The sequence below is a fragment of the Amycolatopsis sp. w19 genome (assembly GCF_051373225.1).
Classification (GTDB): Bacteria; Actinomycetota; Actinomycetes; order Mycobacteriales; family Pseudonocardiaceae; genus Amycolatopsis; species Amycolatopsis japonica.
Map to the genome: position 1 here is coordinate 190,312 of NZ_JBPQFM010000007.1, position 14,234 is coordinate 204,545.

A 14,234-nucleotide genomic window follows, 5' to 3' on the forward strand; every position below is an offset into this window, starting at 1 on the left:
CCAGGTGTAGGCTCAGTCGCGGAAAGTGACGGAATAGAGGGGGAACGAGATGACTGTGACCGCCGAAGGGGGCGGCCCGGCGCGTGAGCGGGTCTACACGTGGCTACGCGACGGAATCATCTCGGGTGAGCTGGAAGGCGGCCGCTTCCTCGACGAGATGTGGGTTTCCGGTGTCGTCGGCGTGTCGAGGACACCGGTGCGCGAGGCGTTCCACCGGCTGGCCGCGGAGCGGTTCATCAGCCTGCTGCCGCGCAAGGGCGCGCAGGTGCGCACCGTCACCGCCAGGGAGCTGGAAGAGGTCTACCAGAGCAGGCGCCTGATCGAAGGGCACGCCATCGCGACGCTCTGCGCGAACCGGGCGGGTGCGCCGGCCGAACTGCCGGAACTCATCGAGGCGATGGCGAGCTCCGGCGCCGAACGCGACTGGTTCGCCGTCTCGGGCTTCGACCGCCGCTTCCATCGCGCCGTCGTGAACGCCGCGGGCAACACCGTCCTGACCGAGCTTTACGACACCCTTCGTTCGCGGCAGCAGCGCGTCACGGTCCGCGCGCTGGAGGCGCGGCCGGAACGGCTGACCGTGATCAACGAGGAACACCGGGCGCTGGTCGCCGCCCTGAACGACCACGATGCCAAGGAAGCGTCGCGGTTGCTGGAAGAGCATCTGCGCCCGGTGTCCGAAGTGATGTCGGTGCTGCCTCAGGAAGGCTGACCCGGCTGGTCGTGCGTCGAGCAGTGGATCCCGCCGCCGCCCGAGGCGATGGTCGGGATCTTCACCGGCACGATCTCGCGGCCGGGGAAGTGCTCGCGCAAGACCTGCTGGGCACGCTCGTCCGCCTCGGCGTCGCCGAACTTCGGGACGAAGACCGACTTGTTCGCGACGTAGAAGTTGGCGTACGAGATCACGCTGTCTTCGCCGTAGCCCTCGACCTTGTCCGGATCCGGCTGGACGAGATCGGTCACCTTGAAGGGTTCGCCGTCGGCGTCGGTGGCGCTCGCGAGTACTGACCTAGCCTGATCGGCCGCGCGGGACCACGAATCGGGCGGGGTGCCGGGCGCCGCCTTGTCCAGGAGGACGACGCCGGGCGCGGTGAACCGGGCCAGGCAATCGACGTGCGCGTCGGTGATGTCCTCGCCGCGTACGCCGGCGAACCAGATGACCTTCCGGACGCCGAGCAGTTTCTTGAGTTCGTCTTCGATCTCCTGGCGGGTCCTTCCCTTGTTGCGGTTGTCGTTGACGAGTGAGCTTTCGGTGACCATCAACGTGCCGGCCCCGTCGGTCTCGAACGAGCCGCCCTCGGCGGTGATCCAGGTTTCCGTACGGGCCAGGCCGTATTCGCCCAGCACGGACCTCGCGACGGCGTTGTCCTTGTCGTGCGGCTTCTGTTTGCCGCCCCAGCCGGTGAAGTTGAAATCGACCCCGGCGACCTCGCCGCCCTCCTCGACGAACACCGGGACGGTGTCGCGTGCCCACAGGTCGTCGACCGGGATCGGGACGACCTCGACGGTGTCCCCGCAAGCCTGCTGAGCGGCGTCGGCGTGCTCGGGGCGGGCGAGGAGCACCACCGGTTCGTAGCCGGCGATCGCCTTGGCCAGACCGGCGATCTCCTCGCGGACCGCGGGCAGATCCTCCGCCCAGATGGACTTCGACGCGGGCCACGACAGGTAGGTGCGCGCGTGACTTTCCCATTCGGCGCCCAGCCTGCGAGCCGCCGCGGCTGCGGGCTCGGGCGAGCCGGCCGCCGGAGCGGGCGCGGCCGGATTCTCCGAACATCCCGCGCTCCCGACGGCGACCGCGCCGACCGCTGTCAGCGCGCGCAGGACCGTGCGGCGGGGAAGGGATGAAGCGAACACTGTGCACTCCTTGATCGGACCGGTGTGGATACGATAGCATCCTGACTGAAAATTCAGTCAGGATGCTATCGCTAGGGTGATCACCCGTGGTCGAACGTCAGCAGAAGATCTTGGAAGCGGCCGTGCGGGTGATCGCGCGCAGCGGTGTGCGGGGCCTGCGGGTCGAGAAGATCGCGGCCGAGGCCGGGATCTCGACGTCGCTGATCTACTACCACTTCACCAACCGCGCCGGGCTGCTGCGCAAGACGCTGGAATTCGTCAGCGACCGCGCCGCGGCGTACACCGAAGAGGCCGCGGCCGAGGCGGCGGATCCCCGGGCCGAGCTCGAACTCCTGCTGTTCGGGGAGCTTCAGGACACGCAGGCGGTGCGGGAGAACAGCACCGCCTGGGGCGAGCTGCGGGCCAGTGCCGTGTTCACCCCGGAGCTGCGCGAACCGCTTGCCGAGTCGACCCGGATCTGGATGGACGAGGTCGCTGAAGTGATCCGGAGTGTCGACAGCGCCGGTGTCCGGGCCGAAGACGCCGCCGAACGGCTCACCGGCCTGGTCGAAGGGCTCAGCGAGCGGTGGCTTTCTGGTTCGATGGAGCTGGACCGGGCGCGGGAGCTCCTGCGGGGCGCGATCGCGCTGGAACTGGACAGGGCGGGGACCTGATGGGACTCGAGAAGATCGTCGGTGTCATGCGTGACAACCTCACCGTCCGGCGTGTCTACGGCGAACCGGTGGAGAAGGACGGCGTCGTGATCATCCCGGCCGCGAGCGTCATCGGCGGTGGTGGTGGCGGGCACGGCAGCGAGCAGGGCAAGGAAGGTGAGGGCGGCGGCTTCATCCTCGCCGCGCGTCCCGTCGGGGCTTACGTGGTCAAGGGCGGCGACGTGCGCTGGGTTCCTTCGGTGGACGTGACCTTCCTCGGCGCGGTGTTCGCGGTCATGGTCGCCGCGATCCACCGGTCATCCCGGCGAGGATCAGCTCGATCCCGGTGAGGAACTGCTCCCGGTCGTCGTGCTCGCGGACCTCGTCGGCGATGGACCGGAGGAAGGGGAACTCGGCGGGGTCGAGGTCTTCCCACGCGTTCGCCGCGGCGCGGAGGAATTCGGCGCGGTCCACCCCGGGCCCGAGCACCCGGGAGTTCGCCGCGTTCTGGCCCGCGGCGCCGAAGACGTAGTGCACCAGCGCCGAGGTCGCGGTGAACCAGGTGGTTTCCGGGATGCCCAGCGCGCTGACCCGCTGTCCGATGGCTTCGAAGATCCGCGGTGTCACCGAACCCCGAGGGCTGCGGGAAAGCTGGAGGGCGAGCTGCGGGGAAAGCCACGGGTGGCACTCGATCGCTTCGAACAGACTCAGGCCGATGGCCCGGATCTCGTCCTGGGGCGAACGTCCGGCGTCGACGGTCAGGGCGGCGGCGATGACGGACGCGGTCGCGGCATCGAGCAGGGCGCCCTTGTTCGGCACGTGCCAGTAGATCGCCCCGGGACCGGTGGCGAGGCGCTCGGTCAACGTCCGGAAGGTGAGCCCGCGTTCGCCGTCCGCGTCGAGCAGTTCGACGGCCGCTTCGACGATGCGCTCGCGGGACAAAGCCTCCGCGCGGGTCCGTGGTGCCATGCCGTTCATCCTGGCAGAGCGCGGATCGATGACTTTCGGGCTAGTTTCCCCGTATGGCGAAAAGCTCGGCGGTGGAGATCGAGGTCGGCGACCGGACGGTGCGCGTCTCGAACCCGGATCGTGTCTATTTCCCGGCGCGGGGCGAGACGAAGCTCGACCTCGTCGAGTACTACCTCGCGGTCGGCGACGGGATCGTGCGGGCGCTGCGGGAACGGCCGTGCATGCTGCACCGGTTCCCGTCCGGGGTCTCGGGCGACAAGGTCCACCAGAAACGCGTCCCGAACGGTGCCCCCGACTGGCTGCAGACGGTCCGCGTCGACTTCCCGTCCGGCAGGCACGCCTACGAACTGTGCGTCACCCATCCCGCCGACGTGATCTGGGCGGTGCAGATGTCGACCGTCGAGTTCCATCCGTGGAACTCCCGCCGCGCCGACACCGAACGCCCCGACGAATGGCGGATCGACCTCGACCCGATGCCCGACTGCCCGTTCTCCACCGTGCGGAAGGTCGCCGGCACCGTCCGCGAGATCCTGGACGAACTCGGCATCACCGGCTTCCCGAAGACCTCCGGCGGGCACGGCATGCACGTCTACGTCCGGATCGAACCGCGATGGGGTTTCCAGGAGGTGCGCCGGGCGGCGCTCGCCTTCGCGCACGAGGTCGAGCGGCGGATGCCCGACGAGGTCACCACGACCTGGTGGCGCAAGGACCGCGATCCCTCGAAGCTGTTCGTGGACTACAACCAGAACGCCCGTGACCACACCATCGCGAGCGCGTACTCGGTCCGCGGCGTGCCCGAAGCCGTCGTCTCGACCCCGATCCGCTGGGACGAGGTGGACGACGTCGAACCCCGCGACTTCACGATCGCCACCGTGCCCGCGCGTTTCGCCGAACTCGGCGACCTGCACGCGGGCATCGACGACACGGCGTACTCGCTCGACACCCTGCTCGAATGGGCCGATCGCGACGGCCTCGATACCGACGGCGAGTGACCCCCTTCCCGCATTTAGAGGACTAAATGCGGGAAGGCGTGGGCCTTGCCCGGTGGCGTTGCGAAAGCCACTTTCGCAACGTTGAAGGTTGCGAAAGTGGCTTTCGCAACGCCAGCTGCTGCCGTCTCCCGCGAAACCCGCGACCATCACCTCGGCGCCGACGCGTGCGATCCCGTGCCTTACCGCATTTAGAGGACTAAATGCGGTAAGAGGGCGTCACTTGCCGACGTAGGCCGCCAAGTGTTCACCGGTGAGCGTCGAAGCGCTCGCGACGAGGTCGGACGGCGTGCCCTCGAAGACGATCTTGCCGCCGTCGTGCCCGGCGCCGGGGCCGAGGTCGATGATCCAGTCGGCGTGCGCCATGACCGCCTGGTGGTGCTCGATCACGATCACCGACTTGCCCGCGTCGACGAGCCGGTCCAGCAGGCCGAGCAGGTTCTCGACGTCGGCGAGGTGCAGACCGGTGGTCGGCTCGTCGAGGATGTAGACGCCGCCCTTGTCGCCCATGTGCGTCGCGAGCTTCAGCCGCTGCCGCTCGCCGCCGGAAAGCGTGGTGAGCGGCTGGCCGAGGCTGAGATAGCCGAGCCCGACGTCGTCGAGCCTGCTGAGGATCGCGTGAGCGGCGGGGATGCGTCCGTCGCCCTCGCCGAAGAACTTCACGGCCTCGGACACCGGCATCTCCAGTGCCTCGCTGATGTTCTTGCCGCCGAAGGTGTACTCCAGCACCGAAGCCTGGAACCGCTTGCCTTCGCATTCCTCGCAGGTGGTCGCGGTGCCCGCCATGATGCCGAGGTCGGTGTAGATGACCCCCGCGCCGTTGCAGGTCGGGCAGGCGCCCTCGGAGTTGGCGCTGAACAGCGCCGGCTTCACGCCGTTGGCCTTGGCGAACGCCTTGCGGATCGGTTCGAGCAGCCCGGTGTAGGTGGCGGGGTTGCTCCGCCGCGAGCCACGGATGGGGGTCTGGTCGACCGAGACCACGCCCTCGTCGGCCGGGATCGATCCGTGGAGCAGGGAGCTCTTGCCGGAGCCCGCGACGCCGGTGACGACGCACAGGACGCCGAGCGGGACGTCGACGTCCACGTTCCGGAGGTTGTGCCGGTCCGCGCCGCGGATCTCCAGTTTGCCGGTGGGCTTGCGGACGCTGTCCTTGAGCGACGCCCGGTCGTCGAGGTGCCTGCCGGTGATGGTGTCGCTGGCACGCAGGCCGTCGACGGTGCCCTCGAAGCAGATCGTCCCGCCCGCGGTGCCCGCGCCGGGGCCGAGGTCGACGACGTGGTCGGCGATGGCGATGGTCTCCGGCTTGTGCTCGACGACCAGCACGGTGTTGCCCTTGTCCCGCAATTGCTGGAGCAGGTTGTTCATCCGCTGGATGTCGTGCGGGTGCAGCCCGATGGTGGGCTCGTCGAACACGTAGGTGACGTCGGTGAGCGAAGACCCGAGGTGCCGGATCATCTTCGTGCGCTGCGCCTCGCCACCCGAAAGCGTGCCGGACGGCCGGTCGAGGGAGAGGTAGCCGAGTCCGATGTCGACGAAGGAGTCGAGCGTGTGCTGGAGCTTCTCCAGCAGCGGCGCCACCGACGGCTCCTTGAGCCCGCGGACCCAGTCGGCCAGGTCACTGATCTGCATCCGGCAGGCGTCGGCGATGTTGATCCGCTTGATCTTCGACGACCGCGCGAGGTCGCTGAGCCTGCTCCCGTCGCATTCCGGGCAGACCGCGAAGGTGACCGCCCGGTCCACGAACGTGCGGATATGCGGCTGCATCGCCTCGCGGTCCTTGGACAGGAACGACTTCTGGATCGTGGGGATCAGCCCCGAATAGGTCAGGTTGATGCCGTCGATCTTGAGTTTGACCGGCTCCTTGTAGAGCAGATCGTCCAGCTGCCGCTTGGTGTACTTCTTGATCGGCTTGTCCGGGTCGAAGAAACCGCAGCCGCGCAGGATGCGGCCGTACCAGCCCTCCATGGAGAAACCGGGGATCGTCAGCGCGCCCTCGTTGAGGGATTTGGTGTCGTCGTACAGCGCGGTGAGGTCGATGTCGTTGACCTTGCCCCGGCCTTCGCACCGGGCGCACATCCCGCCGGTGATGCTGAACTCGCGGCGTTCCTTGGTGGTCCGGCCGCTCTTCTCGATGGTCACGGCGCCCGCGCCGGAGATCGAGGCGACGTTGAACGAGAACGCCTGAGGCGAACCGATGTGCGGTTTCCCGATCCGGCTGAAGAGGATGCGGAGCATCGCGTACGCGTCGGTGGCGGTGCCGACCGTGGAGCGGGGGTCGGAGCCCATCCGCTGCTGGTCGACGATGATCGCGGTGGTCAGGCCGTCGAGCACGTCGACCTCGGGCCGGGCCAGCGTCGGCATGAAGCCCTGTACGAAGGTGCTGTACGTCTCGTTGATCAGCCGCTGCGACTCGGCCGCGATCGTGTCGAAGACCAGGGAGCTCTTGCCCGATCCCGAGACGCCGGTGAACACCGTCAGCCGTCGCTTCGGCAGCTCGACGGCGACGTTCTTGAGGTTGTTCTCGTTCGCCCCCACGACGCGGATCAGGTCGTGGCTGTCGGCGGGGTGTTCCTCGGGCGCCTGCGGCCGGGAGGTCTTGCGCATCGTTTCTCCATCCTCATGGGGGCCGCGTGACGTTCCGTCAGCCTCACCGGGCTCGATCTAACCAGCTTCGAGCCGTTCGTCCTCGACGACGATCACGCTAGGTGAGTTCGGGGGACTTCCGCTTCTCGATTCCTGATCCGTCTTCCGGAGCAGGGGAGCGACGAGCTTCTCGCCCTCGGGCCACGGTCCGTGCGCTCCGGTGAGGTGCCCGACGAGACCGATGTCCGCGAATCCGGCTCCCCAGACCTCGGCGAAGTATCGGGCGCGGGCCGGGGTCATCCAGCGGTCGTTCGCGCTCGCGGCGACGACGGCGGGGAAGGGGAGCCGGAGGCGGGGGATCGGGGCGAACCCGGCCAGCGCGGGCTCGGGGTTCTCCTCGACGTCGGGCGGCGTGACGAACAGGGCGCCGCGCACGGGCCGGTCGCCCCCGGCCGCGAGCCAGTGCAGCACGGTCAGGCAGCCGAGACTGTGCGCCACCAGCACCGGAGGATCGGCCGCTTCCGCGAGCGCCTCGTCCAGCCGGGCGACCCAGTCCTCGCGGACGGGTGCGTCCCAGTCGTCCTGGACGAACCTTTTCGAACCCGGGTAACGGTCGAGCCAGACGGACTGCCAGTCTCCGGGCTCGGGACCGAACCAGCCGTCGGCGAAGAGCAAGGTCATGGGGCCCAGTATTCAGACGCTCCAGCCCTCGCTCTTGGTCGCCTTCAGGTAGTCCTCGACCGGCGGTCCGACCGGCCTGCCCTCGTACTGCGTCGACAGCACCACCGACGACCTGATCTCGCCGTGTTTGCCCAGCCGTTCGAAGAGACCTTCGAGGTGTTCGAGCGATACGGCCCGCACCTTCAGCATGGTGCAGCGGTCGCCGCTGAGCCGGTGCAGTTCGACCACCTCGGGGTAGTCCTCCGATTTGCTGGTGCGCAGCAGACAGCTGCCCAGCGAGCAGCGCATTTCGACGAACGCCTGCAGGCCGTACCCGGCGCGGTGCGCGTCCACTTGGGCGCGATACCCGGTGATGACGCCCGCCTCCTCCAGCCGCCGGACCCGTTCGGCGACGGCGGGCGCCGAGAGGTTCACGCGGCGGCCCAGCTCCTTGAACGAGAGCCGCCCGTCGGCCTGGAGCGTTTCGAGGAGCCGCCAGTCGAGGTCGTCCAGCGCCCTTTCCGATCGTAAGGTCATCGCGCCCGGATTCCTTCCATGATGCGCCTCGCACCCCCGCGAGGCCTTCGTCAGCCTATTCGCCGCGGCGCCGGGAATCCCTAGGTTTGAATCATGAAACCGATGTTCGCGCTCTTCATGGGCGTCGCCTGTCTCAGCACCGCGGTCGTCGGCCTGTCCACCACGGCCGCGTTGATCATGGTCGAGCACGCCGGCGCGGCATGGAGCGGATTGCCGAGCGCCGTGCTGGTACTCGGTTCCGCCGTGGGTTCGCTGTCGTCGGGAGCGCTGGCCGCACGGTTCGGCAGGCGCCTCGTCCTGGTGCTGTTGTACGGGGCCGCGGTGACGGGCGCGCTGGTCTCGTTCGCCGGTGTGCTCGGCGGATCCGTGCTCGCGCTGGTGGCGGGGATGCCCTTGATCGGCTTCGGCAACAGCGGGGCGCAGCTCTCCCGGTACACCGCGGCCGACCTGTCGCCCGAGCACCGCAAGGGTTTCGCACTGTCCACAATGGTCTGGGCGGGGACGGTCGGCGCGGTCGCGGGGCCCGCCCTGATCGCGCCCGCCGCGGCGAGGGCGGAAGCCGTCGATCTTCCCGCTTTGTCCGGTCCGATCGCGGCGGGTGCGATCGTCGTGGCCATCGCCGTGGTCGCCGTCGCCACCCTGCCGCGAGGCCTCGCCGTCCCGGCGGAGGGCGCACCCGAGCGGGAGCGGATGTCCGTGCGGAACCCCGCCGTCCTCGGGCCGCTCGTGGCGATGGTCGGCGCGCAGCTGGCGATGGTGGCGGTGATGACGATGACCCCGGTCCAGTTGCACGAGCACGGCCAAGGTCTCGACGTCGTCGGCTGGGTGCTGAGCGCCCATCTGGTCGGGATGTTCGCGCTGGCGCCGTTGTCCGGCTGGATCGCCGACCGCTGGGGCGGCCGCGCGGCCATCCTCGGCGGGATCGGGACGCTCACCGTCGCGGCGGTCACCGTGATCGGCGCCCCCGATTCGCATCACGTGGGAATCCCGGTCGCACTGTTCCTGCTGGGCTACGGCTGGAACCTGGTCTTCGTCGGCGGCAGCAGCATGCTCAGCCGCGATCTCCCGGCCGCTCAGCGGTCGAGGGCGCAGGGCACGGTCGACGCCTTCGTCTGGGGGACTTCGGCCGGGGCGAGCCTGCTCGCCGGGCAGCTGTTCGGCCTGGGTGGCTACGTCCTGGTCGGCGTCGCGGGGGGTCTGTGCGCCCTCGCCCCGCTCGCGGTGCTAGCCCGGCGGCCGGTCGTGCGGGAGCCCGGTGAAAAAGCCGGGCTCCGCTGATCTGCGAAAGCCCGGCGCAGCCGTCATACTGCTTCACTCCGACGCGAACGAACCCGTGATGACGCAGATCACGTGGGTGACCGATTCGGAGGGTCCTAGGGTGAAAGCACACAAGGTGCGGGAGATCGGGGGTGCACGATGAGCGAGTTCGCGGTGAATCTGCGGGACCGGGTACGGCAGGCGAGGGAGGACGTTCAGATCGCCAAGCAGGCCTCTGACGAGGACCGGGCCTCGGCCGTCGGCGCCGATCTGGCCAACCTGGAGCGACTGGCCGCCGAACACGGGGTCGACCTGCCGGAGCAGGCCTCGGGGGACAACCGGGCGTGACCCGGGTTCCAGGCCGGTGATCGGCCTTTGACACCCTGGGGCGTGTGACCGAAAGCCTGAACCGGATCCGCGCCTTCCTGGCGGATCGCGAGCCGCCGACGCCGTGCCTGGTCGTCGACACCGACCTGGTCGCGGAGCGTGCGGCCGCGGTCTCGGCGGCTTTCCCGGGTGCGCTGATCCGTTACGCGGTCAAGGCGAACCCGGCTCCCGAGGTACTCGACGCGGTGGCGTCGACCGGCGCAGGATTCGACGTGGCGGGTACGGCGGAGATCGAGCTGTGCCTGTCCCGGGGCGCGCGGCCGGCGGAACTGGCGTACGGCAACACGATCAAGAAACCGGCGGACATCGCCTTCGCCTATGCGCGCGGAGTCCGTGAATTCACCACGGACTCCGCCGGCGATCTGGCGAATCTGGCCGAGCACGCGCCCGGTTCGCTGGTCTCGGTCCGCCTGCTCACCGGCGGCCCGGACTCGGTCACGCCGTTCGGCCACAAGTTCGGCTGCGAACCGGCGGTGGCCGCGGCACTGCTCCGCCAGGCCGTGGAAGCCGGGCTGCGCCCGGGAATCGCGTTCCATGTCGGCTCGCAGCAGCCGGATCCGGCCGCCTGGGAGATCGGGATCGCGACCGCGGCCAAGGTCGCCGCCGAGGCCGGCGTCGTACTGGAGCGGTTGAACATCGGGGGCGGTTTCGCCACCGAGCACCGGGAGCCCGTGCCGTCGCTGACGGACTACGCGGCGGCGATCCACGCCGCCCTCCGCGAGCATCTCCCGGAGCCGGAACTGCTGCTGGAGCCGGGCCGGGTGATCGTCGCCGACGCCGGGCTGATCAGGACCGAAGTCGTCCTCGTGACCACTCGCGCGGCCGCCGACGAACGCCGCTGGGTCTATCTCGACGTCGGCAGGTACAACGGAATGGCGGAGTGCGAGAACGAAGCCGTCGCGTATCGGCTGGAGCCCGTCGGCGTCAAGGGACCGCAAGGACCGGTGGTCCTCGCGGGGCCGACCTGCGATGGTGACGACGTGTTGTACCAGCGGACGCCGTGCGCGCTGCCGAGGTCGTTGAAGGCGGGCGACCGGCTGGACATCCCGGGCACCGGGGCGTACACCGCCAGCTATTCTTCCGTCGCTTTCAACGGAATCGAGCCGTTGCGCACCTATTGTGTGGGGAGGTTCGCCGATGCCGGCTGAAGAACCACTCGTCGGCCGGTTCGCCGGCCGCCACGTACTCGCGGAGTTCGAGGGGATCGAGCCGTCGTTGCTCGACGACGCCGTACTCCTCAAGAAAACCCTCGCCGAAGCGGTGACCGAGGCGGGGGCGACGGTCTGCGAGGTCGTGTCGCATTCCTTCGCCCCGCAAGGGGTCACGGTGCTCGCGCTGCTGGCCGAATCACACGCGTCGGTGCACACCTATCCGGAGATCGGCTCGGTGTTCGTCGACGTGTTCACCTGCGGGGACCGGGCGGATCCGGAGCGCGCGGTCGCGCTGCTGGCGAAGATGCTGGGCGCCGGCACCGTCCGGATGTCCACTGTGGAACGAGGAGAGAACTGATGGCGCAGCGAGTGATCGTCGAGCCGATGGGCGCGGGGCTCACCCGGAACTGGGACGTCGAGGAGGTCCTGTTCGAGGGCCGCACCGCGTTCCAGAACGTCCTCATCGGACGGACCGCGCAGGGGGTCTCGCTCTTCTGCGACGACGAACGGCAAAGCACCGAGCTGAGCCAGCTCGTCTACCACGAGGCGCTGATGGTGCCGACGCTGCTGCTCGCCGAACGTGTCGAGCGGGTGCTGATCATCGGGTCCAGCGAAGGAGTCGCGTCCCAGCTCGCCGTCGCGGCCGGGGCGGAGGTGGTCGACCACGTCGACATCGACGCCGAAGCGGTGCGTGTCTGCGCCGAGCATCTTCCGTACGGCTACACCCTCGACGATCTCGCCCGTGCCGAACGCGGGGAGGGGAAGGTCCGTGTCCACTACCGCGACGGCTGGGAGTTCCTCGCCGAAGCCCGGGAGCGCGGCGACTCCTACGACGTGGTCGTGATCGACCTGCCGGACGAGAACGACGATCCGGCGGCGCAGCACAACCGCCTGTACGGAACCGACTTCCTGGCGAGGTGCACGGCGCTGCTCACCGACGGTGGCGTGGTCGGCTGTCAGGCCGGCTGCCCGACGCTGTGGCGCAACCAGACGCTGAGCACGGCGTGGCGCCGGTTCACCGAGTCGTTCGGGACCGTGCTCTACTACGGTTCGGACGAGCATGAGTGGGCCTTCCTGACCGGCAGGGCCGACGCGCTCGCCGATCCCGGCGCCCTCGTCGCGGAAAGGATCGGCAAGGCGGGGATCGGGGAGTCTACTTTGGACGAAGACGCGCTGAAGGCGAACACGGTGCCGCCGTTTTCCTTGCGGAGCCACTGAGAACCCGGCGAGCGTTTCCCCGCCGGGATCGCCGGTCGTCGCTGTGCGTGGCGCTCGGTCACAGGATCCTCCATCTGGTCGTTGCCGGGTGTCGCGGTGCGGGCCAGAATTCCTCTAGTGGGTAGCTGGGACACGGAAATCGCCGCCAGAGCGGACAGAGAGCCCGCGGTCTGTGCCGCGTTCGCGAGTTTGACCGCGAGCGTCACGGAAGATCTCGGGCCGGACCGGGTCGTGGACACCCTGTCCAGCGAATGCTCACGACTGCTGCCGATCGATTCCACCGAGGTCTTCCTGCCAGGTCTGAAACTGCAACGCCCTCCCGCGGTGGCGGAGGAAGGGCCCGCGCTCGAATCCTTCGAAACCGGGAAGGACATCGCCGTACACGACCTCTCCGCCGAGGTCTCGCGCTGGCCGGGTTACGTCGCCAGGATGGCAGGGCAAGGCTTCGCCGCGGTTTCCGCGCTTCCGTTGCGGGCGATGGATGAAACCGTCGGTTCGATCGCCTTCCTCAGCGCCGAAACCGTCGTGCTGAGCGTCGAGGACCACCGGCTGGGCCGTGCGCTCGCCGACGTCGCCACGCTGTGCCTTCTGCAGCAGCGGGAATTGCGGCATTACCGGACGCTGTCGGAACAGTTGCAGAAGGCGCTCGACAGCAGGGTCGTCATCGAGCAGGCGAAGGGTATGCTCGCCGAACGCGCCGGTATCGACCTCGGCACCGCATTCCACCGCATGCGTTCCTTCGCCCGCGGTTCGAACAAGAAGCTGGCGGACGTCGCACGCGGCGTCGTCGAAGGAACACTGGACACCCGGAAACTTCTCCGGCCGCGAAACCGGTGACCACTGTCGAAAGGGCCGTTGGTCACCGGAACCGATGACTTGTCCCCGGCAACGCGCGACCGTGCGGCCCTAGGGCGCGAGGACGAAATGGGAAAGGCTTCACCCAGAATGAAAGGTGCGGTGAAGTCATGGCGTTGTTGGGAACCCTGCTCGGGCGGAGCCGGTCGGTACGGCCGAGCCTGCTTCCGTTGCTGGATCTGAGTGCGGCGGTATTGGCACTGCGCTCCGGTCACGGGCTCGCGCCCACCGGATCGGGGACGGTCTGCTTCGTCGCGGAGGGACGTCCCGGCACGGAGACGGAGGCGGAGATCATCGCCGGCCTCGCCGGGGATTCCGCCCGCCGCAACCTGGTCACCAATGACGCGCACGGGCGGACGATCGTCCGGTGCTGGCGCGAGAACGGGGACCTCGGCTGGTTGCTCGACGATCTCGTCGACGTCAACGAGAGGCTGGCTCAGGCCGGGTTCGCGTCGTGGCTGCTGCACACGGCGGTCGACTTCGCCGAGGTGCGGGACATGCGTCACCCGAGGCTGACGATGGTCTACCGGCGCGAACGCGGCACCTTCTACCCGTACGCGCCGCGCGGGACCCGCGGCCGGGACAGGGCGATGGAGCTGAAGATCCGCTCGTCGCTGACCCGGATCGTGCCGATGGAGTCCGACATCGGCCGGTGGCGCCCGGTATGACCGACGGAACTCGCGTGCTTGGAGCCGTCACACGCGTGATGGGAGCCGGAACTCTCGAGTTCCGGCTCCAATCACGCGAGTTCCGCCCTCAATCACGCGAGTGACGGGTCAGCCGGGTACGCCGCTGAGCCAGCCGCGCAGCCGCTGGACGCGCCGGTCCCGCGGGCTCCATCGCGGGAAGCGGCGTCGCGACCGGGTGGCGAGGGCCGCGCCGTCGAGATGCCGGATGGCGGTCAGGACGTCGTCGAGCAGTGAGCCGTGCGTCTCCGGTTTCGCCACGACCCTCGGCAGCCGCTCGAGTTCGGGGGCGAGCGGCACCCGGCGGGCCGAGGCGTGCGTGCCGGGACGGCGGCGGGTCTCGCAGATTCTCGTGGTCACGTCCCGGTCACCCTCTCCCCGCGGTCACGCCCGTCGAATTCGTCCCCTACGACGATGAGGTACCGAGTGCCGTTCCGGTCAGCGCCGAAGGTTGTGCCA

The 14,234-nt window shown here is 69.0% G+C and carries 17 protein-coding genes; 11 read left to right on the forward strand and 6 right to left on the reverse strand.

All coding sequences use genetic code 11. The features are described from left to right. The first annotated feature begins 49 nt into the window (after positions 1-49). On the forward strand, positions 50-709 hold the full coding sequence (locus tag ACSMFO_RS17085) for a GntR family transcriptional regulator (RefSeq protein ID WP_436459494.1): 660 nt from the start codon (positions 50-52) through the stop codon (positions 707-709). Here the strand turns inward: ACSMFO_RS17085 and ACSMFO_RS17090 are convergent. Further along, a complete protein-coding gene (locus ACSMFO_RS17090; protein WP_436459496.1) occupies positions 697-1,851 on the reverse strand; it encodes an agmatine deiminase family protein in 1,155 nt (384 codons plus the stop codon). The genes ACSMFO_RS17085 and ACSMFO_RS17090 overlap by 13 nt on opposite strands. 86 nt (positions 1,852-1,937) lie before the next feature. On the opposite strand from ACSMFO_RS17090, the gene ACSMFO_RS17095 reads away from it, so the two are divergent. Both ACSMFO_RS17095 and ACSMFO_RS17100 read left to right on the forward strand, forming a co-directional pair. After that, complete coding sequence (locus ACSMFO_RS17095; RefSeq protein WP_436459498.1) at positions 1,938-2,504, forward strand: TetR/AcrR family transcriptional regulator; 567 nt, start codon at positions 1,938-1,940, stop codon at positions 2,502-2,504. Next, on the forward strand, positions 2,504-2,833 hold the full coding sequence (locus ACSMFO_RS17100) for a sporulation protein (protein ID WP_037338814.1): 330 nt from the start codon (positions 2,504-2,506) through the stop codon (positions 2,831-2,833). Before ACSMFO_RS17095 ends, ACSMFO_RS17100 begins: the two co-directional genes overlap by 1 nt. Here the strand turns inward: ACSMFO_RS17100 and ACSMFO_RS17105 are convergent. Next, positions 2,778-3,452, reverse strand: coding sequence for a TetR/AcrR family transcriptional regulator (locus ACSMFO_RS17105; RefSeq protein WP_436459500.1), 675 nt, complete (start codon positions 3,450-3,452; stop codon positions 2,778-2,780). The genes ACSMFO_RS17100 and ACSMFO_RS17105 overlap by 56 nt on opposite strands. A 53-nt stretch (positions 3,453-3,505) precedes the next feature. On the opposite strand from ACSMFO_RS17105, the gene ligD reads away from it, so the two are divergent. Then, positions 3,506-4,444 carry a non-homologous end-joining DNA ligase gene (gene ligD / locus ACSMFO_RS17110; protein ID WP_174492027.1) on the forward strand — a complete coding sequence of 313 codons (939 nt, stop codon included), beginning with the start codon at positions 3,506-3,508 and terminating at the stop codon, positions 4,442-4,444. 216 nt (positions 4,445-4,660) lie between these two features. Here the strand turns inward: ligD and ACSMFO_RS17115 are convergent, their stop codons facing one another. Genes ACSMFO_RS17115 through ACSMFO_RS17125 form a run of 3 tightly spaced genes read right to left on the reverse strand, consistent with a single transcriptional unit; the run spans position 4,661 to position 8,221 of the window. Continuing rightward, positions 4,661-7,045 carry an ATP-binding cassette domain-containing protein gene (locus tag ACSMFO_RS17115; protein ID WP_073843637.1) on the reverse strand — a complete coding sequence of 795 codons (2,385 nt, stop codon included), beginning with the start codon at positions 7,043-7,045 and terminating at the stop codon, positions 4,661-4,663. Between the two features lie 57 nt (positions 7,046-7,102). Continuing rightward, a complete protein-coding gene (locus ACSMFO_RS17120) occupies positions 7,103-7,705 on the reverse strand; it encodes an RBBP9/YdeN family alpha/beta hydrolase (protein WP_436459502.1) in 603 nt (200 codons plus the stop codon). 12 nt (positions 7,706-7,717) lie between these two features. Continuing rightward, the gene (locus ACSMFO_RS17125) at positions 7,718-8,221 is read right to left on the reverse strand and encodes an Lrp/AsnC family transcriptional regulator (RefSeq protein WP_037338807.1); all 504 of its coding nucleotides are present in this window, start codon (positions 8,219-8,221) and stop codon (positions 7,718-7,720) included. Between the two features lie 93 nt (positions 8,222-8,314). On the opposite strand from ACSMFO_RS17125, the gene ACSMFO_RS17130 reads away from it, so the two are divergent. From ACSMFO_RS17130 to pspAB, 7 genes are all read left to right on the forward strand, one after another. Continuing rightward, a complete protein-coding gene (locus tag ACSMFO_RS17130; protein WP_436459505.1) occupies positions 8,315-9,499 on the forward strand; it encodes an MFS transporter in 1,185 nt (394 codons plus the stop codon). 138 nt (positions 9,500-9,637) lie between these two features. Next, on the forward strand, positions 9,638-9,826 hold the full coding sequence (locus ACSMFO_RS17135) for a hypothetical protein (RefSeq protein WP_037338802.1): 189 nt from the start codon (positions 9,638-9,640) through the stop codon (positions 9,824-9,826). Positions 9,827-9,870: 44 nt separating this feature from the next. Beyond that, positions 9,871-11,013: a type III PLP-dependent enzyme gene (locus ACSMFO_RS17140; RefSeq protein WP_038512681.1), complete on the forward strand. Its 1,143-nt coding sequence runs from the start codon at positions 9,871-9,873 to the stop codon at positions 11,011-11,013. After that, positions 11,003-11,374 carry an adenosylmethionine decarboxylase gene (speD, locus tag ACSMFO_RS17145; protein WP_038512683.1) on the forward strand — a complete coding sequence of 124 codons (372 nt, stop codon included), beginning with the start codon at positions 11,003-11,005 and terminating at the stop codon, positions 11,372-11,374. Before ACSMFO_RS17140 ends, speD begins: the two co-directional genes overlap by 11 nt. After that, positions 11,374-12,234 (forward strand): spermidine synthase, encoded by an 861-nt coding sequence (locus tag ACSMFO_RS17150; RefSeq protein ID WP_038512686.1) that lies wholly within the window; start codon positions 11,374-11,376, stop codon positions 12,232-12,234. Before speD ends, ACSMFO_RS17150 begins: the two co-directional genes overlap by 1 nt. Positions 12,235-12,351: 117 nt before the next feature. Then, on the forward strand, positions 12,352-13,071 hold the full coding sequence (locus ACSMFO_RS17155) for a GAF and ANTAR domain-containing protein (RefSeq protein WP_228694962.1): 720 nt from the start codon (positions 12,352-12,354) through the stop codon (positions 13,069-13,071). Between the two features lie 128 nt (positions 13,072-13,199). Next, positions 13,200-13,757: a PspA-associated protein PspAB gene (pspAB, locus tag ACSMFO_RS17160; protein ID WP_038512690.1), complete on the forward strand. Its 558-nt coding sequence runs from the start codon at positions 13,200-13,202 to the stop codon at positions 13,755-13,757. Between the two features lie 108 nt (positions 13,758-13,865). On the opposite strand, the gene ACSMFO_RS17165 is transcribed toward pspAB, so the two are convergent. Continuing rightward, positions 13,866-14,135, reverse strand: a complete 270-nt coding sequence (locus tag ACSMFO_RS17165; RefSeq protein ID WP_038512693.1) for a hypothetical protein — start codon at positions 14,133-14,135, stop codon at positions 13,866-13,868. Positions 14,136-14,234: the final 99 nt, after the last annotated feature.